General features: G+C 73.3%; 21 protein-coding genes. 6 read left to right on the top strand and 15 right to left on the bottom strand.

The features are described from left to right. Positions 1 to 117: 117 nt before the first annotated feature. The 8 genes from ACFXOZ_RS16035 to ACFXOZ_RS16000 all read right to left on the bottom strand — a co-directional run bounded on the left by ACFXOZ_RS16035 (position 118) and on the right by ACFXOZ_RS16000 (position 7,408). A complete protein-coding gene (locus ACFXOZ_RS16035) occupies positions 118 to 1,287 on the bottom strand; it encodes an aliphatic sulfonate ABC transporter substrate-binding protein (RefSeq protein ID WP_375890139.1) in 1,170 nt (389 codons plus the stop codon). Positions 1,288 to 1,527: 240 nt separating this feature from the next. Then, entirely contained in the window at positions 1,528 to 2,865 is a 1,338-nt protein-coding gene (locus ACFXOZ_RS16030) for a sulfate adenylyltransferase subunit 1 (protein ID WP_380590834.1), read from the bottom strand. Beyond that, complete coding sequence (gene cysD / locus ACFXOZ_RS16025) at positions 2,865 to 3,821, bottom strand: sulfate adenylyltransferase subunit CysD (RefSeq protein ID WP_375890142.1); 957 nt, start codon at positions 3,819 to 3,821, stop codon at positions 2,865 to 2,867. Before cysD ends, ACFXOZ_RS16030 begins: the two co-directional genes overlap by 1 nt. Further along, positions 3,818 to 4,414 (bottom strand): adenylyl-sulfate kinase, encoded by a 597-nt coding sequence (gene cysC, locus ACFXOZ_RS16020; RefSeq protein WP_375890144.1) that lies wholly within the window; start codon positions 4,412 to 4,414, stop codon positions 3,818 to 3,820. The genes cysD and cysC overlap by 4 nt, the downstream gene beginning before the upstream one ends. A 49-nt stretch (positions 4,415 to 4,463) precedes the next feature. Beyond that, positions 4,464 to 5,168 carry a phosphoadenylyl-sulfate reductase gene (locus tag ACFXOZ_RS16015; protein ID WP_375890145.1) on the bottom strand — a complete coding sequence of 235 codons (705 nt, stop codon included), beginning with the start codon at positions 5,166 to 5,168 and terminating at the stop codon, positions 4,464 to 4,466. Next, a complete protein-coding gene (locus ACFXOZ_RS16010) occupies positions 5,146 to 5,328 on the bottom strand; it encodes a hypothetical protein (protein ID WP_375890147.1) in 183 nt (60 codons plus the stop codon). Before ACFXOZ_RS16010 ends, ACFXOZ_RS16015 begins: the two co-directional genes overlap by 23 nt. 72 nt (positions 5,329 to 5,400) lie before the next feature. Next, positions 5,401 to 7,125, bottom strand: a complete 1,725-nt coding sequence (locus ACFXOZ_RS16005; RefSeq protein ID WP_375890149.1) for a nitrite/sulfite reductase — start codon at positions 7,123 to 7,125, stop codon at positions 5,401 to 5,403. Positions 7,126 to 7,324: 199 nt separating this feature from the next. Next, the gene (locus ACFXOZ_RS16000) at positions 7,325 to 7,408 is read right to left on the bottom strand and encodes a putative leader peptide (RefSeq protein WP_310593185.1); all 84 of its coding nucleotides are present in this window, start codon (positions 7,406 to 7,408) and stop codon (positions 7,325 to 7,327) included. Positions 7,409 to 7,667: 259 nt separating this feature from the next. On the opposite strand from ACFXOZ_RS16000, the gene ACFXOZ_RS15995 reads away from it, so the two are divergent. Then, positions 7,668 to 9,026 carry a YihY/virulence factor BrkB family protein gene (locus ACFXOZ_RS15995; RefSeq protein ID WP_380590831.1) on the top strand — a complete coding sequence of 453 codons (1,359 nt, stop codon included), beginning with the start codon at positions 7,668 to 7,670 and terminating at the stop codon, positions 9,024 to 9,026. Positions 9,027 to 9,286: 260 nt separating this feature from the next. On the opposite strand, the gene ACFXOZ_RS15990 is transcribed toward ACFXOZ_RS15995, so the two are convergent. After that, complete coding sequence (locus ACFXOZ_RS15990) at positions 9,287 to 11,110, bottom strand: FtsW/RodA/SpoVE family cell cycle protein (RefSeq protein ID WP_380590828.1); 1,824 nt, start codon at positions 11,108 to 11,110, stop codon at positions 9,287 to 9,289. Between the two features lie 263 nt (positions 11,111 to 11,373). Between ACFXOZ_RS15990 and ACFXOZ_RS15985 the strand changes: the two genes are divergently transcribed. The 4 genes from ACFXOZ_RS15985 to ACFXOZ_RS15970 all read left to right on the top strand — a co-directional run bounded on the left by ACFXOZ_RS15985 (position 11,374) and on the right by ACFXOZ_RS15970 (position 16,306). After that, positions 11,374 to 12,405, top strand: coding sequence for a cytochrome c oxidase assembly protein (locus ACFXOZ_RS15985; protein ID WP_375890154.1), 1,032 nt, complete (start codon positions 11,374 to 11,376; stop codon positions 12,403 to 12,405). Positions 12,406 to 12,788: 383 nt separating this feature from the next. Continuing rightward, positions 12,789 to 13,910 carry a ribosome small subunit-dependent GTPase A gene (rsgA, locus tag ACFXOZ_RS15980; protein WP_380522774.1) on the top strand — a complete coding sequence of 374 codons (1,122 nt, stop codon included), beginning with the start codon at positions 12,789 to 12,791 and terminating at the stop codon, positions 13,908 to 13,910. Between the two features lie 270 nt (positions 13,911 to 14,180). After that, a complete protein-coding gene (locus ACFXOZ_RS15975) occupies positions 14,181 to 15,800 on the top strand; it encodes a DNA-3-methyladenine glycosylase 2 family protein (RefSeq protein ID WP_380522773.1) in 1,620 nt (539 codons plus the stop codon). Further along, on the top strand, positions 15,797 to 16,306 hold the full coding sequence (locus ACFXOZ_RS15970; RefSeq protein ID WP_380398302.1) for a methylated-DNA--[protein]-cysteine S-methyltransferase: 510 nt from the start codon (positions 15,797 to 15,799) through the stop codon (positions 16,304 to 16,306). The genes ACFXOZ_RS15975 and ACFXOZ_RS15970 overlap by 4 nt, the downstream gene beginning before the upstream one ends. A 66-nt stretch (positions 16,307 to 16,372) precedes the next feature. Here the strand turns inward: ACFXOZ_RS15970 and ACFXOZ_RS15965 are convergent, their stop codons facing one another. Both ACFXOZ_RS15965 and ACFXOZ_RS15960 read right to left on the bottom strand, forming a co-directional pair. Then, on the bottom strand, positions 16,373 to 16,882 hold the full coding sequence (locus ACFXOZ_RS15965) for a GNAT family N-acetyltransferase (protein ID WP_380590825.1): 510 nt from the start codon (positions 16,880 to 16,882) through the stop codon (positions 16,373 to 16,375). A gap of 44 nt (positions 16,883 to 16,926) precedes the next feature. Beyond that, a complete protein-coding gene (locus ACFXOZ_RS15960) occupies positions 16,927 to 17,445 on the bottom strand; it encodes a MarR family winged helix-turn-helix transcriptional regulator (RefSeq protein ID WP_380590822.1) in 519 nt (172 codons plus the stop codon). Positions 17,446 to 17,589: 144 nt separating this feature from the next. On the opposite strand from ACFXOZ_RS15960, the gene ACFXOZ_RS15955 reads away from it, so the two are divergent. Continuing rightward, positions 17,590 to 19,146 (top strand): MFS transporter, encoded by a 1,557-nt coding sequence (locus ACFXOZ_RS15955; protein WP_380590819.1) that lies wholly within the window; start codon positions 17,590 to 17,592, stop codon positions 19,144 to 19,146. Here the strand turns inward: ACFXOZ_RS15955 and pth are convergent. From pth to ACFXOZ_RS15935, 4 genes are all read right to left on the bottom strand, one after another. Continuing rightward, positions 19,133 to 19,717 (bottom strand): aminoacyl-tRNA hydrolase, encoded by a 585-nt coding sequence (gene pth, locus ACFXOZ_RS15950; protein WP_380590816.1) that lies wholly within the window; start codon positions 19,715 to 19,717, stop codon positions 19,133 to 19,135. The genes ACFXOZ_RS15955 and pth overlap by 14 nt on opposite strands. A gap of 173 nt (positions 19,718 to 19,890) precedes the next feature. Continuing rightward, positions 19,891 to 20,523, bottom strand: a complete 633-nt coding sequence (locus ACFXOZ_RS15945; protein WP_375890287.1) for a DUF305 domain-containing protein — start codon at positions 20,521 to 20,523, stop codon at positions 19,891 to 19,893. Between the two features lie 128 nt (positions 20,524 to 20,651). Beyond that, on the bottom strand, positions 20,652 to 21,314 hold the full coding sequence (locus ACFXOZ_RS15940; protein ID WP_375890169.1) for a DUF3105 domain-containing protein: 663 nt from the start codon (positions 21,312 to 21,314) through the stop codon (positions 20,652 to 20,654). Between the two features lie 100 nt (positions 21,315 to 21,414). Further along, positions 21,415 to 21,954 (bottom strand): hypothetical protein, encoded by a 540-nt coding sequence (locus ACFXOZ_RS15935; RefSeq protein ID WP_380522767.1) that lies wholly within the window; start codon positions 21,952 to 21,954, stop codon positions 21,415 to 21,417. Positions 21,955 to 22,140 lie beyond the last annotated feature (186 nt).

Genomic DNA, 22,140 nt, shown 5'->3' with positions numbered 1-22,140 from the left:
GGGGCTGGCGGGGCTGCGGAGCGGGAGGCCGGGTCCGGCCCCGCCCGGCCCGGTGGGCATCGATCGGGGATCGACCGGGCGGGCGGGGGCCGGACCGCGGAGCTGCGGGGCGCCGGGCTACTTGGCGCCGAGTCCGGCGTCCGCCACGGGCGCCTGGCCCTTGGCCGCGAGGACCTTGTTCAGCAGGGTGAGGTCGTAGATGCCGTTCAGGTTGGGCTTCTTGAGGAGCCCGGCGGTGACGGCGTGGTCGGCCTCGGCCTGGAGGGTGTTCGCCAGCGGGTCGTCCAGGAAGTCGATGTCGGACCAGGCCGGGTCGAGGACGGCCGGCTCCAGCGCGTTGCCGGCCTCCTTCTTGATCGCCTCGTTGGCGTCGGCCTTGGCCTTGTCGGGGTTGGCCTTGATGAAGGCGTTGGTGTTCACCGAGCCGCGCAGCACGGCCTCCACCACGTCCGGGTGCTCCTTGAGGAACTTCTGCGAGACGATGATGTTGGTGATCACGAACTTCTTGTCCGGCCAGACGTCCTTCTCGTTGAGCAGGACCTTCGCGCCGAGGGTGACCAGCTTGGAGGCGGTGGGCTCGGGCACCCAGGCGCCGTCGATGGAGCCCTGCCGGTAGGCGTCGGGGGTGACCTTGTTGTCGGTGCGCACCACCGAGACGTCGCCCGCGCCGGACGCCGCGTCGACCTTGTAGCCCTTGCCGGCCAGGTAGTTGAGCAGCGCCACGTCCTGGGTGTTGCCCAGCTGCGGGGTGGCGATCTTCTTGCCCTTGAGGTCGTCCAGCGAGCCGATCTTCTCGGGGTTGACCACCAGCTTGACCCCGCCGGAGGCCGAACCGCCGATGATCTTCAAGGACTTGCCGTCGGACTTGGTGTAGCCGTTGATCGCCGGGGAGGGGCCGATCCAGCCGATGTCGATCGATCCGGCGTTGAGCGCCTCGATCTCCGCCGGGCCCGCGTTGAAGACCTGGGTCTTCACCTGGGTGGCGCCCAACTCCTTCTGGAATATGCCTTCCTGGAGCCCGACCAGCGGGGTGCCGTGGGTCAGGTTGGCGAAGTAGCCGATCTTCACCGTGTCCGCGGTGAGCTTGGGGCCGGACGCCGAACTCCCCACGGTGGCCGCGGTGTCGGCCTTGGTGTCGGCCTTGGAGCCGTAGCTGCAGGCCGACAGCAGGGCGACGGCGGTCAGGCCGGCGGCGGCGGCCGCGGCCGTGCGTCTGATCCGGCCGGCGTTGGGGCGGGCGGGCCGATCGGAGGGGGTGCGGTACGAGGGTGCCTGGTGCGGTGCCATGGTGGGTCCTGTTCGCGGACGGACCGTCAGGAAGCGGTCCCGGGCGGACGGTGGGAAGGTGGCGCTTGCGGCAGGGGGTGTGCCGGGCAAGCCGGGCGGCCGTGGGGAGCGGCCCGGTGACGGGGCGTTCTCAGCCCCGTCGGCCCGCACATCGGGTCAAGCCGCCCTGGCCGCTGCCGAGGACGCCGCTGCCGATGCGGCCGCCTTCCTTGTCCATGCCCGAGAACGCCTCGCTGGGCATCAGACCCAGTCCTCCTCTTCGGGCGCGCCGGGCGCGCCGTCGGTGCGTACGGTGGCGAAGGCCTCGCCCGCCATGCCGGCGGTGAGGGTGGTGCCGTCGGCCGGGTCGATCAGCAGGAACGAGCCGGTGCGGCGGTTGTCGGTGTAGTCGTCGAGGGCCAGCGGCTCGGCGGTGCGCAGCTTCACGTGGCCGATGTCGTTGACGTTCAACCCCTCGGTGCCGGAGCGCTGTTCGAGGGTGTCGATGTCGATGCGGTAGGTGATCTCCTTGACGAGGGCGCGCACGGTGCGGGTGGTGTGCTTGAGCAGCACCTTGTCCCCGGCGCGCAGCGGCCGCTCGTTGAGGTGGCTGACGGTGGCCTCGATGTCCTTGGTGGGGGCGGGGGAGGCCCCGGCGGTGATGAGGTCGCCGCGGGAGATGTCGAGGTCGTCGGTGAGGCGGACGGTGACCGACTGCGGGGCCCAGGCGAGGTCCGTTTCCCGTCCGAGGGCGTCGATGGCGGCGACGGTGGTGGTGTGGCCGGAGGGCAGCACGGTGACGGGGTCGCCGACGCGCAGCACGCCGGAGGCCAGCTGGCCCGCGTAGCCGCGGTAGTCGGGGTGCTCCTCGGTCTGCGGGCGGATCACGTACTGGACGGGGAAGCGGGCGGGCTCCGCGCCGGGGTCGCTGCCGACCGGGACGGTCTCCAGGTGCTCCAGCAGGGTCGGGCCGCCGTACCAGTCCATCTGCGCGGACGGCTCGACGACGTTGTCCCCGGCGAGGGCGGAGATCGGGACGGCCAGCACGTCCTTGACCCCGAGCGAGGCGGCGTAGGCGGTGAACTCGGCGGCGATCGCGGCGAACACCGGCTCGGCGTAGTCGACCAGGTCCATCTTGTTGACGGCCAGCACCACGTGCGGCACCCGCAGCAGGGCGGCGACGGCGGCGTGCCGGCGGGTCTGCTCGACCACGCCGTTGCGGGCGTCGACCAGGACGACGGCGAGTTCGGCGGTGGAGGCGCCGGTCACCATGTTGCGGGTGTACTGCACGTGCCCGGGGGTGTCGGCGAGGATGAAGCGGCGCCGGGGGGTGGCGAAGTAGCGGTAGGCGACGTCGATGGTGATGCCCTGCTCGCGTTCGGCCCGCAGGCCGTCGGTGAGCAGCGCGAGGTCGGGTGCCTCCTGGCCGCGGCTGCGGGAGGCGTGCTCGACGGCCTCCAGCTGGTCGGCGAGCACCGACTTGGAGTCGTGCAGCAGGCGGCCGACCAGGGTGGACTTGCCGTCGTCGACGGAGCCGGCGGTGGCGAAGCGCAGCAGGGAGGTGGCGCTGGTCCCGACGGTCGTGCTGGTGGTGCTCATTAGAAGTACCCCTCGCGCTTGCGGTCTTCCATCGCGGCCTCGGACAGCTTGTCGTCGGCGCGGGTGGCGCCGCGCTCGGTGAGGCGGCTGGCGGCGATCTCGGCGATCACGGCCTCGATGGTGGTGGCGTCGGAGTCGACGGCGCCGGTGCAGGACATGTCGCCGACGGTGCGGTAGCGCACCAGGCGCCGCTCGACGGGCTCGCTGTCCTTGGGGCCGCCCCACTCGCCGGCGGTCAGCCACATGCCGCTGCGGGCGAAGACGTCCCGCTCGTGGGCGTAGTAGATCTCGGGGAGTTCGATGCCCTCGCGCTCGATGTACTGCCAGACGTCCAGCTCGGTCCAGTTGGACAGCGGGAAGACCCGCACGTGCTCGCCGACGGCGTGGCGGCCGTTGTACAGCGACCACAGCTCGGGGCGCTGGCGGCGCGGGTCCCAGGCGCCGAACTCGTCGCGCAGGGAGAAGACGCGCTCCTTGGCGCGGGCCTTCTCCTCGTCGCGGCGCCCGCCGCCGAACACCGCGTCGAAGCGGTTGGTCTCGATGGCGTCGAGCAGCGGCACGGTCTGCAGCGGGTTGCGGGTGCCGTCGGGGCGCTCGCGCAGGCGGCCGTCGTCGATGAAGTCCTGGACGTGGGCGACGTGCAGGCGCAGGTTGTGCTCGGCGACGGTCCGGTCGCGGTAGGCCAGGACCTCGGGGAAGTTGTGGCCGGTGTCGACGTGCAGGAGGGAGAAGGGCACGGCGGCCGGCGCGAAGGCCTTGAGCGCCAGGTGCAGCATCAGGATGGAGTCCTTGCCGCCGGAGAACAGGATCACCGGGCGCTCGAACTCCCCCGCGACCTCGCGGAAGATGTGCACCGACTCGGCCTCCAGCGCGTCCAGGTGGGACAGCGCGAAGGGCCCCCCTGAATCCTGGCCGGCGTCCTGGGTGCGGACCGGGCTGTCGGTCGCGGTGGTCATGCCAGACCCCTCTCGGTCAGGAAGGCGTGCAGCTCGGCGGCGGACTCGGCGACCGCGCGGCCCTGCGTCTGGAGGCGCAACTCCGGTGCGGCCGGGGCCTCGTACGGGTCGTCGACGCCGGTCAGGCCGGAGATCTCCCCGGCGGCCTGCTTGGCGTACAGGCCCTTGACGTCCCGTTCGGCGCACAGCTCGACCGGGGTGGCGACGTGGATCTCCAGGAACTCGGTGCCGGCCGCGGCGTGCCGCTCGCGCACCGCGGTGCGGGAGTCGGCGAACGGGGCGATCACCGGGGCGAGCACCTTGACGCCGTTGGCGGCGAGCTTCTCGGCGACGAAGCCGATCCGGGTGACGTTGGTGTGCCGGTCCTCGCGGGAGAAGCCGAGGCCCTTGGAGAGGAACTCGCGGATCTCGTCGCCGTCCAGCACCTCGACCTTGTGGCCCTCGGCGCGCAGCCGCCCGGCCAGTGCGAAGGCCAGGGTGGTCTTGCCCGCGCTCGGCAGCCCGGTCAGCCACACGGTGGCGCCGCGCTCGCAGGGGGCGGCCGCGGGGGCCGCCTCTGCGGCTCCGTCGGCGGCCGGGGTGTGAGCTGTCACGGTTCTTTCCTTACACGGTGGTTGACGGACGGTCAGGAGGCCGGGGGCCTCAGAGGTGGATGCCGCACTCGGTCTTGCCGGAGCCGGACCAGCGGCCGGCCCGGGCGTCCTCGCCCTCGCCCGGCTTGCGGGTGCAGGACAGCGGCGAGCAGCCGATGGACGGGTAGCCCTCCCACAGCAGCGGGTTGAGCAGCACGCCGTTCGCGGCGACGTAGGCGTCCACGTCCTGCTGCGTCCAGCGGGCGATCGGGGCGATCTTGACCTTGCGGCGCTTCGGGTCCCAGGAGACCACCGGCGTGTTCGCCCGGGTCGGGGACTCGTCGCGGCGCAGCCCGGTCGCCCACGCGTCGTAGCCGGCCAGGCCGCGGTTGAGCGGCTCGACCTTGCGCAGCGCGCAGCACAGGTCCGGGTCGCGGTCGTGCAGCCGCGGCCCGTGCTCGGCGTCCTGCTCGGCGACCGTCCTCAGCGGGGTGAGCGTGATGACGTTGACCGGCATGGTCGCGGCGACCGCGTCCCTGGTCCCGATGGTCTCCGGGAAGTGGTAGCCGGTGTCCAGGAACACCACGTCCACCCCCGGGAACACCGAGGACGCGAGGTGGGCTACCACCGCGTCCTCCATCGAGGAGGTGACGCAGAACCGCTCGCCGAAGGTGTCGGCGGCCCAGCGCAGCACCTCCTGCGGGGTGGCCTCCTCCAGCTCGCGGCCGGCCCGGACGGCGAGCTCCTCGTGGTCAGTCGTGGCCCGGTCGGTCATGCGACGCACCCCCGTTGGTCGGTGACAGCAGGCCGAGGAACTTCAACTGGAAGGCGCGGCGGCAGCCGTGGCACTCCCAGGCGCCGTGGCCGGCCTCGGACGGGCGCAGGTCCTCGTCCCCGCAGTACGGGCAGAAGAACGGCGCGGCTCGCTCACTCATCGCCCACCTCGCTCCGCTCGGCGTTCGCTTCGCGAACAACGCCCTGCCTACCGGTTCGCTCGCTGCGCTCGCTCACGACAGCTGCTCCTCGGTGGCGCGGGCCGTCCACTGGGCGAAGCGCTCGCCCTCGGCGCGGTCGGCCTGGTAGCGGGTCAGCACGCGCTCGACGTAGTCGGGCAGGCCGGCGCTGGTGACCTTGAGGCCGCGGACCTTGCGGCCGAAGCCGGCCTCCAGGCCGAGCGCGCCGCCCAGGTGGACCTGGTAGCCCTCGACCTGCTCGCCGTGCTCGTCGGTGACCAGCTGGCCCTTGAGGCCGATGTCGGCGACCTGGATCCGGGCGCAGGCGTTCGGGCAGCCGTTGATGTTGATGGTCAGCGGCTCGGCGAACTCCGGCAGGCGCTGCTCCAGTTCGTCGATCAGGGTGCGCCCGCGCTCCTTGGTCTCGACGATGGCGAGCTTGCAGTACTCGATGCCGGTGCAGGCCATGGTGCCGCGGCGGAACGGCGAGGGGGTGACCCGCAGGTCGAGCTCCTCCAGGCCGGCCACCACCGAGTCGACGTGCTCCTCGGCGATGTCGAGGACCAGCATCTTCTGCTCGGCGGTGGTGCGCAGCCGGTCGCTGCCGTGGGCGGCGGCGAGGTCGGCGATCCGGCCGAGCAGCTTGCCGTCGACCCGGCCGACGCGCGGGGCGAAGCCGATGTAGTAGCGGCCGTCCTGCTGCTTGTGGACGCCGACGTGGTCGCGCCAGCGGGCGGCGGGCTCGGCCGGGGCGGGCCCGTCGACGAGGCGGTACTTCAGGTACTCGTCCTCCAGGACCTGACGGAACTTCTCCACGCCCCAGTCGGCGACCAGGAACTTGAGCCGGGCGCGGTTGCGCAGGCGCCGGTAGCCGTAGTCGCGGAAGATGCCGATGACACCGCCGTAGACGTCGGCGACCTCGTCCAGCGGGACCCAGGCGCCCAGGCGCACGCCGAGCTTGGGGTTGGTGGACAGGCCGCCGCCGACCCACAGGTCGAAGCCGGGCCCGTGCTCGGGGTGGACCACGCCGACGAAGGCGACGTCGTTGATCTCGTGGGCGACGTCCAGCTGCGGGGAGCCGGAGACCGCGCTCTTGAACTTGCGCGGCAGGTTGGAGAAGTCCTTGTTGCCGATGAAGCGGCGCTGGATCTCCTCGATGGCCGGGGTGCCGTCGATGATCTCGTCCTCGGCGATGCCGGCCACCGGCGAGCCGAGGATGACGCGCGGGGTGTCGCCGCAGGCCTCGGTGGTGGACAGGCCGACGGCCTCCAGCTTCTGCCAGATCGCCGGGACGTCCTCGATCCGGATCCAGTGGTACTGGATGTTCTGCCGGTCGGTCAGGTCGGCGGTGCCCCGGGCGTACTGCTCGGAGACCTCGGCGACCGCGCGCAGCTGGGCGACGGTCAGCCGGCCGCCGTCGATGCGCACCCGGAGCATGAAGTACTCGGCGTCCAGCTCGTGCGGGTCCAGGATCGCGGTCTTGCCGCCGTCGATGCCCTCCTTGCGCTGGGTGTAGAGCCCCCACCAGCGCATCCGGCCGCGCAGGTCGGCGGGGTCGATCGAGTCGAAGCCCCGGTGCGCGTAGATCGTCTCAATACGTGTCCGCACATTGAGACCGTCGTCGTCCTTCTTGAACTGCTCGTTGGCGTTCAGCGGGGTGAAGTGCCCCATGCCCCACTGGCCCTCGCCGCGGTGGCGGGTCACCTTGCGAGCCGCGGCGGGGCGGGGCGCGACCGGGCGGTCGGCCGTGGGCTCGGCAGTCTCGGGAGAGGTGGCCATGGTGAAGTCCTTCTGGGCAGGTGGCGCTGGCGCCGGGTGGGTCGCGGGGCGTGCTCGGCCGTGCGATCGCTGCTGTGACCTGCGGGTTTCTCAGGGCCGGGAGAGCAGCTGACCGGGCCGGGCGGGCGCCTGCGCATCCGCTCGTGCGGGGATGGCGGGGTGGACGGCGCCGGGTGCGGTGGTGCGGCGGGGTGGGAGCTCAGGTCACCGGACAGATGGCGCTGGACACGCGAAGGAGATCGACGTGGAGTCGACCTACTAGGGTGGTTCCGGCGCTAGGCATGGCAAGAGATTCGCACGGCGCGGGACTCGCGGTCCACTAACATCCGCATACTGGACTCCGGAGTTTCGGCATCTGGGACGCCCGGGCGTTCCCGCCGCTCCCGGCCGGGCCTCCTGACGGGCGCTCGGACCGCGGTCCGGTGCGGCGGCCGACGCGGCGGTGCGCACGTGCCCGGACGGCAGCCCGCACGGCCGGGGCGCACGCGCCCGCACCCCGGGGGAGATCAACCGGAGCGACCCGGCCCGATACCGTTAGCCCTGTGCAAGCAGCAGGCGATACGAGCAGACCGAACCCCGAACGGCCCTCCCGGCGCCGGGGCAAGGGCTCCCGGCGCGCGGCCAAACAGGGCCTGTGGCGCCGCACGGCGTGGGACTTGGTCAAGGACACCACCAACACCTGCGTCGAGTACCGGGTCACCGGCCTCGCCGCCGAGGCGGCCTTCTTCACCCTGCTGTCCATCCCGCCGCTGCTGCTCGGCCTCGCCGCCACCCTCGGCTACCTCGACGGGTTCCTCGGCGCGGGCACCATCGAGCGGCTCAAGCACGACATCGTCTCGGCCTCCGGAACGGTCCTGTCCGACTCCTCCGTCAACGAGGTCGTCAAACCGCTGCTCAGCCAGGTCTTCGACCAGGCCCGGCCCGACCTGATCTCGATCGGCTTCCTGCTGTCGCTGTGGTCCGGCTCCAGGGCCCTCTACATCTTCATCGACACCATCACCGTCATGTACGGGCTGGACGGCAAGCGCGGCATCGTCAAGACCCGGCTGCTGTCGCTCGGCCTCTACCTCGGCGCCCTGGTGATCGGCTCACTGGTGCTGCCGCTGCTGATGGCCGGGCCCGGACTGGTCGAGAACGCCGTCCCCGGCGCCGCCGGACTCGTCGGCGCCGCCTACTGGCCGGTCGCCATCCTGCTGCTGATCGTCTCCCTCACCACCCTCTACCACCTGGCCGTGCCGGTCTCCACGCCCTGGCGCGAGGACATCCCCGGCGCGCTGGTCGCCCTGGTGGTGCTCGTCTTCTGCAGCGTCGGCCTGCGGCTCTACCTGGTCAGCTCGGTCGAGGGCCCCTCGGTGTACGGCTCGCTGGCCGCGCCGGTGGCCGTCCTGCTGTGGATCTTCGTGGTGGCCCTCGCCGTACTCATCGGCGCCGCCATGAACGCCGCCATAGACCGCCGCTGGCCCACCCTGGAGACCGCCGACGCCCGCGCCGAGAACGAGCGCGCCCACGAGGAGGCGGCCGCCGCGGTGGTCCGCGAGGTCGCCGCCCGCCGGGCCGTCGAACGGGCCCGGCGCGCCCGCGAACTCGGCCTGGCCGAGGGCGTCGAGGAGGAGTGGGGCGAGGAGGACGGCGACGACGTCGACGTGCCCGCCGAGTACCCCGAGCGGTGGGCCGACGTGCTGGCCGCCGACAACGTGCGCGCGCGGCTCACCGCTCGGCCCGGGCCGCACCACCGGCCCGCCCCGCCGCCGCCGGACAGCGACCGGCCCTCCCCACCGCCGCCGGAGCGGCCGGGGGCGGGTGCGGGACCGGGTGCGGGGCCGGGGGCGGGGCCGGGGGCGGGGCCGGGGGCGGAGCAGGTGCCGGGGTACCCGCCGCGGCCGCCGTGGGAGCAGCGGTAGCGGCGCGCTAGTGGCACGGCCGTGGCGGCGGCTTCGTACGGGCAGGGCCTCCCTCGCGGGTGCGGGGGAGGCCCTCCGCGTTGCCGGCCGCGTTGTCGGTTGCGCTGACGGCGGTCGGCCGGTGTTCGACTTGTGTACGAATCGTGCCGAGGGCGGTCCGGGCCGGTCGGCGGGGGCCTGGGGCACCTTGACGGCACCTTGACGGCCGGCCGGCGGGGTGTGCCGGTGGGTGCCGGTGGGGCCGGGGTGTGCCGGTGGGGTCAGCCGATCGTCGGGTTCTGCGGGTACGGGGGCTGCTGCGGGTGGCCGTAGCCGTGGGTGGACTGCTCGTTGATCGGCGGGTAGCCGTACGACGCCTGCGCTCCACCGTGCTGCGGACCGCCGAACTGCGGACCGCCGTACTGGGGGGTGCCGGGCAGCGTTCCGCCGTGCTGCGGTCCGTCGGGCCGGGGCGCGCCGGGCGCGTGGCCGAAGGAGGGGCGCAGCTCGGTGGGGGCGCCCGGGTCCGCGTGGCCGGGGCCGGGCGGCGCGGACGGCGCGGACGACGGGCCCGCCGGGTCGGGCCCGGTGCCCGGCAGCGCGTCCAGGCCCGCGGCCAGCGGTTCGCCCGCCCCCAGGGTCCCGCCCGGGGCGGCGGAGGCCGGGGTGCCGGCCGCCGCCCGCTCGGCCGGGACGGCCTGCGCCGGGAGCGGCTCCGGGCTGGTCGGGGCCGGGTCCATGGCGGTGCGCCCCGAGGAGTCGCTCAGCTTGATCAGCAGGGCGACCATCAGCCAGTTCGCCAGTAGGGAGGAACCGCCGGCCGCCAGGAAGGGCAGCGCCTTGCCGGTCAGCGGGACCAGCCCGCTCACGCCGCCGACCACCACGAACACCTGCAGTGCGAGGGCCGCCGACAGGCCGGTGGCCAGCAGCTTGCCGAACGGGTCGGTCAGGCCGACCGCGGTGCGCAGCCCGCGCTGGATCAGCAGCACGTACACCAGCAGGATCGCGGTCACCCCGGCCAGGCCCAGTTCCTCGCCGATGGTGGTGAAGATGAAGTCGCTGCGCCCGGCGAAGCCGATCAGCCACGGCCGGCCGGAGCCCAGGCCGGTCCCGGTCATGTGTCCGGTGCCGAGGCTGAACAGCGCCTCGGCGGGCTGTGCGGAGATCGCCTGGTTGTTGACCGGGGGGAAGTAGTCGAGCGGGTGCAGCCAGGCCTCGACGCGTCCGTGCACGTGCGGCTCCACGGTGCCGACCACGGCCGCGCCGCCGACCGCCATCAGCAGGCCGAGCACCACCCAGCTGGTGCGCTCGGTCGCCACGTACAGCATCACGACGAAGACGCCGAAGAAGATCAGCGAGGTGCCCAGGTCGCGTTCGAAGATCAGCACCATCAGGCTGACCGCCCAGATCGCCAGCACCGGTCCGGCGTGCCGCCCGCGCGGGAGGGTCATCCCCCAGACCTTCCGCCCGGCCAGTGCCAGGGCGTCCCGGGAGGCCATCAGGTAGCCCGCGAAGAAGATCGTGATCGCGACCTTCACGAACTCGTCCGGCTCGAAGGAGGGCAGCCCGGGGAGCTTGATCCAGCGCTTGGCGCCGAAGCTGTCGGTCGGCGAGAAGATCGGCGCGGTCAGCAGGATCAGCGCGCCCGCCATCAGCACGTAGACGTAGCGCTGGAAGAAGCGGTGGTGCTTGACGAAGACGATCAGCGCGAGCGCCGCCGCCACCGCGATGAACGTCCACATCAGCTGGCCCGGCGCGGCCGGGAGCTTCTGGTAGTCGCCCTTGGCGGCGTGCGCGGCCTTGTAGCTGAAGTCCAGCCGGTCCAGCAGCACCAGCCCGAAGCCGGTCAGGAACACGCCCAGCGGCAGGATCAGCGGGTCCGCGTACGGTGCGAACCGGCGCACCGCCAGGTGCGCCACCGCGACCAGCGCGCCGAGGGACAGGCCGTGGACGAGGAGCCCGGGCGGCAGCTTGTCGGTCATCGCCAGCGAGGCGTCGATGTGTCCGGCCAGGCAGACGGCCACCGCGAGCGCCAGCAGGCCCAGCTCGATGTTGCGGTGGCGCGCGGCCAGCCGCCGGCCCTCGCCGCGTGCAGTGCTTTGCACCTCTTGTCGTCCCCTTGCTGTCACCCACGTGGCCGGTATCGCCGACGGTGCATCCTGCCAGACGGGAGCGGGCTCGCGCCGGTTGCGCCTCCGGGGTCGCCATGGGCAGAACTTTGCCTGGGCAAAGCTTTGTTCGGCTTTGGCAAAGCTTTGTTCAGGTCCGGGTATAGAGGTGGGCCCCGGCTGCGGCGGACGGCGTCGGGAAGGCCATCATGGCCGGGCGCCGCGGCCCCTGCGGCGGTAGGGATGAGGTGGGCGGACGGATGAACGGCGCGGTGGACGGCGCGTTGGCCGGCGGGTTGGCCGACGGGGCCCGGGTGCTCGCGTACGGCGGACCGCCCGCGTGGCAGTGGTCCGACCTGGCCACCTCCTGGACCTTCGAACCGGTGGTGCTCGCCCTGTCGCTGCTGCTCGGCGGCTGGTACCTGGCCGCGGTGCGCACCGCGAACCGCGGCGACGGCGCCCGCTGGCAGCCCACCCGCACCGCGGCCTTCCTCGGCGGGCTGCTGCTGTGGATCTGGTGCACCTGCTCCGGCCTCGGGGTGTACGAGCGCGTCCTGTTCACCGACCGGGCCGTGCAGGTCGTGCTGCTGCTCATGGTCGTCCCGCTGCTGCTCGCGCTCGGCGCCCCCGTCTCGCTGCTGGTCCGGTCCTCGCCGGAGCACCGGCGGGAGCGGATCCTGCGGGCGCTGCGCAGCCGGCCCTCCAAGGTGCTGATGTTCCCCGCGGTCTCCACCGCGCTGCTGATGGCGCCGCCGTGGCTCCTCTACTTCACGCCCTGGTACGAGTGGTCGGTCTCCAGCGGCGTCGGCAACCTGGTGCTGCACCTGGCGCTGGTGCTGCTGGGCCTCGCCTACTTCTGGCCGCGACTGCAGCTCGACCCGGTCGGGCACGAGTACCCGCACCTGGTCGGGCTGTTCATCACCTTCGCCGAGGTGATCTTCGACGCGGGGCTCGGGATCGTGCTGATCTACGGCGGGCACCTCGTCGCCGAGCACTACTACGTGGCGCTCGGGCGGCCCTGGGGGCCGAGCCTGGCGCAGGACCAGACCTGGGGCGGCAACGCCTTCTGGGTGCTGGGCGACCTCGTCGGCCTGCCGTTCCTGGCCGCGCTGGTGCGGCGGATGGTGGTGCAGGGGCGCGAGGAGATCAAGGCCGTGGACGCCGAGCTGGACGCCCGCTTCGAGGCGCAGGCCGCGCAGGACCGGGCGGCGGGGCGGCCGGAGGAGGACGAGGGCGGGATGCGGCCGTGGTGGCTGGACGACCCGAACCTCAAGCACCGCTACGGGGGGTAGCGGCGGGTCGGTGCGTCGTGCGTCGTGCGTCGTGGGTCCTCTGTCGTCCGTCGTGCGTCGTCTGTCGTCCGTCGCGCATCGTCCGTCGTGCGCCGTCCTGCGGCCGGGCCAATGTTGGCCCGCTGCAACCCCTCCCTGCCGCATTTCCGCAGGTCAAAAATAGGTTGGCCCCAACCGCCCGCCCCGCTAGCGTGTGACACATCGGTTCGGGGGCCATTGGGCCGCCCGAGGAGTAGAGAGCAGGAGGTGAACCCCGTGGTCGTTGTCGCCCCGATAGCTGCCCTGGGCAGCACGCGCGTTCACCTCCTCTTCCCGGCCGCCGGCTGAGCCTTCCGCGCCAGCCGTAGCCCGCCGGGACCATCTCCTCCCGAAGGGCCACTGCGTTGTTCAACGCTGCCTCCACTTCGCTGTTCTCCTCCTCCTTCCCCACCGAGAGTTCCCCGCTGGCCCGCTACGGCTGGACGCCCGAGCTCGACGAGCTCTTCGTCCCGCTCGCCGAGGCCGGCCTGCTCCCCGCCCGCATCACCCGGGTCGACCGCGGCCAGTGCGACGCCGTCCTGGCCGACCCGGAGACGGGCGAGCTGCGCACCGTCCGGCTCGACACCCGGCCGGTGGGCGACGCCGACATGATCAACTGCCCCTGCACGGGCGACTGGGCCGCCGTCGACCTGCACGCCCAGCCGATGGCCGCCGTCTCCGCGCTGCTGCCGCGCTCCACCGCGATCATCCGCAAGGTGGCCGGCAAGCGCTCCGACGGCCAGGTGCTGGCGGCCAACGTCGACACCGTACTGATCGCCGCCTCGCTCGCGGCCGATCCCGACCTCGGGCGGATCGAGCGCTTCCTGGCCCTGGCCTGGGAGTCCGGCGCTGAACCGCTGGTCGTCCTCACCAAGGCCGACCTGGTCGACGACGCCGAGTTCATCCGGGCCGACGTCGAATCCGTCGCACCGGGCGTCACCGTGCTGGTGGTCAGCGCGGAGAGCGGCGAGGGCATCGACGTGCTCCGTGCCTGCGCCCCCGGCACCACGGTGCTGATCGGCCAGTCCGGCGTGGGCAAGTCCACGCTCACCAACGCGCTGGTCGGCGCCGACGTGATGACCGTCCAGGAAGCCCGCGAGGTCGACCAGAAGGGGCGCCACACCACGACCACCCGCGAGCTGATACCGCTGCCCGGCGGGGGCGTGCTCATCGACACCCCCGGGCTGCGCGAGGTCGGCCTCTACGGTGGCGAGGGGGTGGACCTGGCCTTCGCCGACATAGCCGAGCTGGCCGAGGGTTGCCGCTTCCACGACTGCAGCCATCACACCGAGCCCGGCTGCGCGGTCCGCGCGGCGCTGGAGGACGGCACCCTGCCGCAGCGCCGGATGGACAGCTACCTCAAGCTCCAGCGCGAGAACGAGTGGATCGCCTCGCGCACCGACGCCCGGGTCGCCAAGGCCCGGCTGAACAAGTGGAAGGCGATCACCAAGTCGATGCGTGCGGCAGGCGGTCCGGTGAAGCGCTGACCGGATCCGTCCTCGGCGCAGCGGTTCAGCAGCTCCATGGCCCAGCGTCCGCCCGGCGAGCCCGGGCGTGACGCCCCGCACTGACCGGTCGGCTGGCGGCCGGCCAGTGCGGGGACGGGCCGAGGCGGAGCCGTGCGAGCCGGGCGGGGCCGGGCGGGGCCCGGTATGGAGCCGGGTATGGAGCCGGGCCCGGTGGTGGGTGTGTGGGTGGGTGGTGGGTGGTGGCGGCGGGAGGGTGGGGGAGGGGGGAGGGGGAAGCCCCCAACGGCAATGTCCGATTCCCGCCAGTCACCCCTCGTCCGATCCCGCAAACTGGACAACGTGATCGACGACGACATTCGGTACCGAGCCGTGGACAGCCGCGACGCCCGCTTCGACGGCATCTTCTTCACGGCGGTCACCTCCACCGGCATCTACTGCCGGCCGAGCTGCCCCGCCGTGACCCCCAAACGTGCCAACTGCCGCTTCTACCCCAGCGCCGCGGCCGCCCAGGGCGCAGGCTTCCGAGCCTGCCGCCGCTGCCGCCCGGACTCGGTGCCGGGCTCCCCGGAGTGGAACCACCGCGCCGACCTGGTCGGCCGCGCGATGCGCCTGATCGGCGACGGCGTGGTGGACCGCGAGGGCGTCGCGGGCCTGGCCGACCGCCTCGGCTACAGCGCCCGGCAGCTCCAGCGCCAGCTCACTGCCGAGCTCGGCGCCGGCCCGATCGCGCTGGCCCGGGCCCGCCGCGCCCAGACCGCCCGGCTGCTCCTGCAGACCACCGAACTCCCCGTCACCGACATCGCGTTCGCGGCCGGCTTCGCCTCCGTCCGCCAGTTCAACGACACCGTGCGCGAGGTCTACGACCGCACCCCCAGCGGCCTGCGCGCCGAGGTGGTGTCCGGCCGCCGCACGGCGACCCCGGCCGGCGGGCTCACCCTGCGCCTGGCCTACCGCGGCGCGCTGGACAGCGACCACCTGATCGACTTCCTGGAGCTGCGCGCCGTCCCCGGCGTGGAGGAGGTGGTACCCGGCGCGCGCCCCGGTGTGCGCACCTACCGGCGCACCCTCGCGCTCCCGTACGGGCACGGCATCGCCGAGGTCGACGGCCTGGCACCGCAGGACCCGCGCACCCGCGGCTGGCTCGACTGCCGCCTGCTGCTCGCCGACCTGCGCGACCTGCCGACCGCCGTCCAGCGCCTGCGCGGCCTGTTCGACCTGGACGCCGACCCGGACACCGTGGACGAGCAGCTCGGCGCCGATCCGGTGCTCGGCCCGCTGGTCCGCGAGCGCCCCGGCCTGCGCTCGCCCGGCCACGTGGAGCCGCACGAGCTCGCCGTCCGTGCCGTGCTCGGCCAGCAGATCACCGTCGGCGCCGCCCGCACCCTGGCGGGCCGGCTCGCGGAGAAGTACGGTGCCGCGCTGCCCGAGCCGAGCGGCGGACTGCGACTGCTCTTCCCCTCGGCAGCGGTGCTGGCCACCGCCGACCCGGAGGACTTCGCGATGCCCGCGGCCCGCCGCCGGGCGCTCACCGGCCTGTGCGCCGCGCTGGCGGAGGGCGTGGTGCGCCTGGACGGCGGCGTCGACCGGGAGGAGGCCGCCACCCGGCTGCTGGCGCTGCCCGGCATCGGCCCCTGGACGGTCGGCTACCTGCGGATGCGCGCCCTCGCCGACCCCGACGTCTTCCTCCCGACCGACATCGGCGTCAAGCACGGCCTCCTCCGGCTCGGCGCCCCCGGCGACGCCAAGGCCGCCGCCCACGCCGCCGAGGCCTGGGCCCCGTGGCGCTCCTACGCCGTCCACCGCCTGTGGGCCGGTCCCGCGAGCGCCGACAGCACCAGCACCATCCTCAGCACCAGCACCAGCACCAGCACCAGCACGAACACCGGAACGGAGAACGACCCGGCATGAGCACCACCGTCTACACCACCATGGAGAGCCCGTTCGGCCCGCTGCTGCTCAGCGGCGTGCTGCCCGAGGACGGCGGTCCCGCGGCCCTGGCCACGGTCACCGCGCCCGGGCAGAAGTACGCGCTGGCCGAGCCCGCCGACGACTGGGAGTACGACCCCGAGGCCCTGGCCGAGCCGGTCGCCCAGCTGACCGCCTACTTCAAGGGCGACCGCACCACCTTCGACTTCCCGCTCGCCCCCGAGGGCACCGAGTTCCGCCGCCGGATCTGGGCCGCGCTGGACGAGATCCCGTACGGCACGACCGTGACCTACGGCCAACTCGCCGAACTGGCCGGGCAGTCGCCGCGGACGGTCCGGGCGGTCGGCGGCGCGGTGGGTGCCAACCCGCTGCTGATCGTGCGCCCCTGCCACCGGGTGCTCGGCGCCGGCGGCGCGCTCACCGGGTTCGCCGCGGGTGTGGACCGCAAGCGCTGGCTGCTGGAGCTGGAGAGCGGCACCCTCTTCTGAGACACCCGTGCCCGGAGGCCTCAACCCCGCAGGCCCCACCCCCCGCAGGTCTCAACCCCGCAGGTCTCAACCCCGCAGGTCCACCCGCCAGTTGTTGCTGCGCATGAACCGACCGGGCGGGAACTCGAACTCCGTCTCGCCGAGCAGCGTGAACCCGGCCTTCGCGCAGACCGCGTTGGAGGCGGGGTTGTCCACCGAGGGGAAGGCGTGCAGGAAGCGGTGCGCGGCCTCGCGCCGGGCGGCGGCGACGGCGGCCCGGGTGGCGGTCACGGCGATGCCGCGCCCCTGGTGCTCGGGCAGCACGTTCCACCCCATCTCGTGCACGGTCCCGCCGTCCCAGCTGCGGGTGCCGTAGCCGACCGTGCCGACGGCCTCGCCCTCGGGCAGCAGCACGATCCGGTACATGCAGCCCAGCCCGGACGGGACGAAGTCCAGGTAGCGCCCGTGCCGGACGAGCAGCTGCTCCTCCGTCTCCGGCCCGCCGACGTGCTTCTTCATCTCCGGGGTGTTCACCCGGCGCAGCAGCGCGAGGTCGGCGTCCGTCCAGGGTTCGAGCTGTACCTCGGTGATGGTCATGCCGGGGACGGTAGCGCCCGCCGGACCCCGTCCACCAGCGGTTTTCACCCGCCCGCGGGCCCCTCGGGGCCGACCGCCCCGGGCTGGGCGAGGGCGCGGGCGAGCCGGTCCAGCGCGGGCAGGGCGTGGACGACGGTCGCGCGGTCGGCCGGGTCCAGGGTGCTGAGGGCGGTGGCGATGCGGCGTTCGTGGGCGTGCTGCCAGTCGTCGAGCTGGAGCCGTCCGGCGGGGGTGAGGGCGATGCGGGCGGTGCGCCGGTCGCCGGGGTCGGCCTGGCGGTCGACGAAGCCGGCTTCCAGGAGCTTGCCGACCAGGCCGCTGACGGTGTTGGGGGCGAGCCGCTGGCGGGCGGCGAGTTCGCCGACCCGGAGCGGGGCGGCGGCGAGCGTCTGGAGGAGTTCGACCTGCGCCATCGGCAGGGACTCCCAGGGGTAGTCGGTGCGGATGCTGCTGCGCAGGGCGCGGCGCAGCCGGGTGACGGTGTCGGTCAGCCGCCGGGCGTGCTCGACCGCCGGGTCGGGGCTTTCGGTGGCGGGGTCGGGAACGTGTGGTGACGACGGCATGGCGGACAGCGTATCGCCTGGTACGGGGCGTTCCCGGGGCGCTGTCCGGTCCTCGGACGCGGGGTGGGCGCCCTGCGAGATGTTTCGTATCGCAGGGCGAGCAAGTCGTAGCAAGAACATATCTGCATCCGATATATTCGTGGCATGAACGCCACCGCCTTCACCGCGCGCCTGCTCACCGAGCGGGCCCGGCCCCGCGGCATAGCCGGCTGGCGCCACGCCCACTGGCTGGCCGTCGGCACGGTCTGTCTCGGTGCCTTCCTCGGCCAGCTCGACGCCAGCGTCATCGCCCTGGTCTTCCCCGCCCTCGGCCGCCACTTCGGCGCGGGTTTCGCCGCCGTCGAATGGGTCGCCCTCGCCTACCTGCTCGTCCTGGTCGCCCTGCTGGCACCGGTCGGCTGGCTGTCCGACCTGGTCGGCCGCAAGACCATGTACATCGGCGGCTTCGCCGTCTTCGGCCTCTCCTCCCTCGGCGCCGGACTCGCCGGCAGCCTGTGGATCCTGGTCGGCTGCCGGGCCGTACAGGCCGTCGGCGCCGCGATGATGCAGGCCAACAGCGTCGCCCTGGTCGCCCGCGGTGTCCCCGAGCACGCGATGCGGCGCGCGCTCGGCATCCAGGCCGCCGCCCAGGGGCTCGGGCTGGCACTGGGGCCGAGCCTCGGCGGGCTGCTGGTGGAACACGCCTCCTGGCAGTGGGTGTTCTGGGTCAACGTGCCGATCGCGCTGTTCGGCATCGTGGCCGGCTGGTACCTGCTGCCCCGCACCCGGACCGCGGCCGACGGGCCGACCACCGTCCCCACCACCGTTCCCGCACCTCGCGGTTCCGTACCCCGAGGCTCTGCACGCCGCACGCCCTCCGAGCCCCGCTTCGACCTGCCCGGCATGCTGCTCCTCACCGGCGCGACCACCTCGCTGCTGCTCGCCCTCTCCACCGCCTCCGGCCTGCCGCTGCCCGGCTGGGCCGTGGTCGTCCTGCTGGCGGCCGCCGCGGTGCTCACCCTGGCACTGGTGCGCCAGGAGCGGCGGGCGGCCAGGCCGGTCCTGGCACCCGGGCTGGTCAACACCCGGGGTGTGCGGTCCGGGCTGGTGGTCGCGCTGATCGGCTACCTGCTGCTGTTCTGCCCGCTCGTACTGGGCCCGGTGCTGCTCACCGGCGCGGGCGTCTCGACGGCGGCCGCCGGCCTGGTGGTCACCCTGCTGCCCGCCGCGTTCGCGGTCGCCGCGACGGTCGGCGGCGGATTGCTGCCCCGGGGCTGGTCGGACGTCGCCCGGTGCCGCGCCGGGGCCGGCCTCGCCGCCGCCGGACTGCTGCTGTTCGCCGTGCTGCCCGCCTCGGGCGCGGCGGTGGCGGCCCCGCTGCTGGTGGCCGGCTACGGGCTGGGGCTGCTGCTGCCGGCCAACAACGCCCTGGTGATGCGGGCGGTCCCGGCGGAGTGCTCGGCCGTCGGCGGCGGCATGGTGAACATGGCGCGCAGCCTCGGTACGGCGCTGGGCATGGCGCTGTCGGTCCTCGGTGTCCACCTGGCGGGCGCGGCGTCCGGTGGGCGGACGGTGCTGGTCGCCCTCGCGGCGGTCGCGGTGGCGGCCGTCGCTCTGACCCGCCCGACCGCGCGCCGGGACGGCCCGGACCGAGCGGGCTTCGACCCGCACGGCCCCGGGCGGAGGGGCCCCGGCGGCCCGGAGGGCCTCAGGGCGCGCTGATGTTCAGGGCATCCTGGGCCCGGTTCAGGCCGAGCCGCACCAGCGTCTCCAGGGCGTTCGCGCAGCGCTCCAACACCTCTGGCATCGCGGCCAGTTCCTCGTCCGTGAACTTCTTGAGCACGTAGTCGCCGACACTCTGTCCCTTCGGTGGGCGGCCGATGCCGAAGCGCAGCCGGATGAAGTCCCGGGTGCCGAGCACGTCACCCACCGAACGGACCCCGTTGTGCCCGCCCGGCCCGCCGCCGCGCTTCAACTTGCCGGAGCCGTAGGCGAAGTCCAGGTCGTCCTGGACGATCACCAGGTGCTCCACCGGTACCCCGTACCGGCGCATCAGGCCGGACACCGGCCGACCGGACAGGTTGATGAACCACTGCGGCTTGGCCAGCAGCACCCGCCGCCCGTCCAGTTCGATCTCCGCGACCGTGCCGCCGATCCCGCGCCGCCGGAACCGGGCGCGGTGCCGTTCGGCCAGCCGGTCCACGGTCAGGAACCCCGCGTTGTGCCGGGTCGTCCGGAACCAGGGGCCGGGGTTGCCCAGTCCGACGATCAGCCAGGGCGCTTGAGGGGTCATGCGGGAACTCCAGGTGCTGTGGAACGGCGGACGGCCGGGGCGCGGTGCGGGCCGGTACGGGACCGCCCGCGCGCCCCGGCCGTCCGGGAGAACGGAGGGAACGTGACAACGAGGGAACAGCGGGACCGACGGGAACAGCGGGAACAGAGGAACAGCAGCAGGACCAGCGGGTGTCAGGACGCGGGGACGCCGGGGGCGGCGCCGCGCTCCTTGAGCATGTCGGTCATCAGCTCCACCTCGGAGGTCTGGGCGACCACCATCGACTGGGCGAGCCGCTTCTCGACGTCGTTCTTCGCCATGTCGACGTACCCCTGGGCCATCTCGACGCCGCCCTTGTGGTGCTCGATCATCAGCTGCAGGTAGTACACCTCGGCGTCCCGCCCGCTGAGCGAACGCAGCTTCGCCATCTGGGTGTTGGTGGCCATGCCGGGCATCAGCGAACCGTCGTGGGCCTGGTAGTCGTGGCCCATCCTCATCCACGCCATCGGCTTGGCCGGCGAGTGCTGCGACAGCCCCCACTGGTCGATCCAGCCCATCATCATCCCGCGCTGGTTGGCCTGGGTGTTGATGATGTCGAAGGCGAGGGTGCGGGTCGGCTCGTCGCTGGTGCGGTCCCGGACGATGAACGACAGGTCGACCGCCTGCTGGTGGTGGGTCGCCATGTCACGGGCGAACCCGGCCTCGGGCGAGTCGTCGGCCGGGACGGCGACCGAGGAGGAGCCGGAGGCCGTGGTCGAACCCGCCACCAGGGCCGGCACCCCGAGCGCCAGCGCCACCGCGGCGGCCAGCGCGGCCGGCCACCACATCCGCCGACGGCCCGGCCGGCCGGTCGGCTCCGTCGTCCCGGCCCCGGCCCCGGCCCCGGCCGCGTCCGCGACCCCGGCCGATTCGGCCTCCGCCGCCGGGACGTCCTCCGGGCGGGCCCCCTCGGCGGTCACATCTGCCCCATCGTGCAGGAGGCGCCGGGCTCCTGGGTCTGCTTGCCCTGGACGTACTTGGTGAAGAACTGGCTGACCCGCGGGTCGCTGGCGCTGTCCACGATCAGCTGGGTGCTCCAGGCGTTCAGGGTGATGGTGCCCTGCTCGTCCGGGTACGGGCTCATCAGCGAGTACGGGGTGTTCTTGACCTTGTCGGACAGGGTCTTGATGTCGTCCGGCGTGGCCTTGCCGTTGTACGTCACCCAGACCGCGCCGTGCTCCAGCGAGTGGACGGCGCGCTCGTTCTCGACCGGCTGGTCGTAGACGTGGCCCATGCAGTCCAGCCAGACCGCGTTGTGGTCGCCGCCGACCGGCGGGGTCATCGGGTAGTTGACCTTCTCCTTGACGTGGTTGCGGCTCAGGTCGCCGAAGGTCTTCACGCCCGGGATGTCCGCGTTGGCGGCGGCCACGCGGTCCTTCTTCTTCTGGTTCTGGTCCATGACGAACCAGGTGGCGGTGCCGATCGCACCGACCACCAGCACACCGGCGGCCACCGAGGCGATCACCTTGTTGCGGCGGTCGCGGCGCTGCTCGGCGGCGCGCAGCTCGGCGATCCGGGCGCGGCGGTCGACGTTGCCCTTGGCACCGGGCTTGTTGGACTGCTTGGAGGCGGAACCCATGATGGTCGTCCTTGTCCCCGCCGCGCACGGCTGTGGCGGCGGTCGGCTGTAGTGGGGGTAGGGCGGACCCGCCGACGGGAGCGTCGGCGGTGGGTTCCGCTCAGGACCGGTGGACCTGGAGTTCGTGCAGATCCGGCGCGGGGCGCGGACCGTCCAGCAGACCCGCGGGCACCGCCCGGGGCAGCGCCTCGGGCGTCGGCACGGCCAACGGCAGTACGGCGGGCTGCGGATGCGGCGGCGGGTTGGGCAACTGGGCGTCCTGCGGGCAGAACGGGTGGCTGGAGCAGCCGTTGTTGCGCGGTGGCTGGCCGTCGGCGGTGCACAGGATCCAGTGCTCCTGCGGTTCCCCGAACCAGTGGTGGTCGGACGCCCGGACGACGTCGCGGGCGTCGCGGGCGTCGTGGGCGTGCGGTGCCGGCGCGACGGCGTCCGCCGCGCTCACCAGCGACACGGCGCTCACCAGGGACACGGCGCTCACCGGGGCCGGGCCGGGGCGGACGGGGGCGTCCGCCTTCGCCAGGCCCGAACACGGCAGCGCGGACAACAGCGCGACCAGCAACAGGACCAACAGCACACCCGCCGGGCGGCCCGCCGGTGCGGCCCTCCCCGGTCGGGGCGAGCTCGGGGCCGACGCGGTCATGCGCACATTTAATCAGCCGAACGGGTGAAGCGATGCCCCTCCTCGGACCTCATTTTCGGCCGCCAACACCCCCCAATGTCCAGGAAACGCCCTGCTCGGGGCACATCCGGCAAGCAGGGACGGAACGGGAGCGAACGAGTCGGTGACACCCGTCCCACCCAGCTGCCCGGACGGCCGTGAACCGGC

The organism is Kitasatospora sp. NPDC059160, from assembly GCF_042755465.1.
In the GTDB taxonomy this organism is placed as follows: domain Bacteria; phylum Actinomycetota; class Actinomycetes; order Streptomycetales; family Streptomycetaceae; genus Kitasatospora.
The sequence above is the reverse complement of the archived record's forward strand: the minus strand, read 5'-3'. Positions and strand labels throughout refer to the sequence as shown.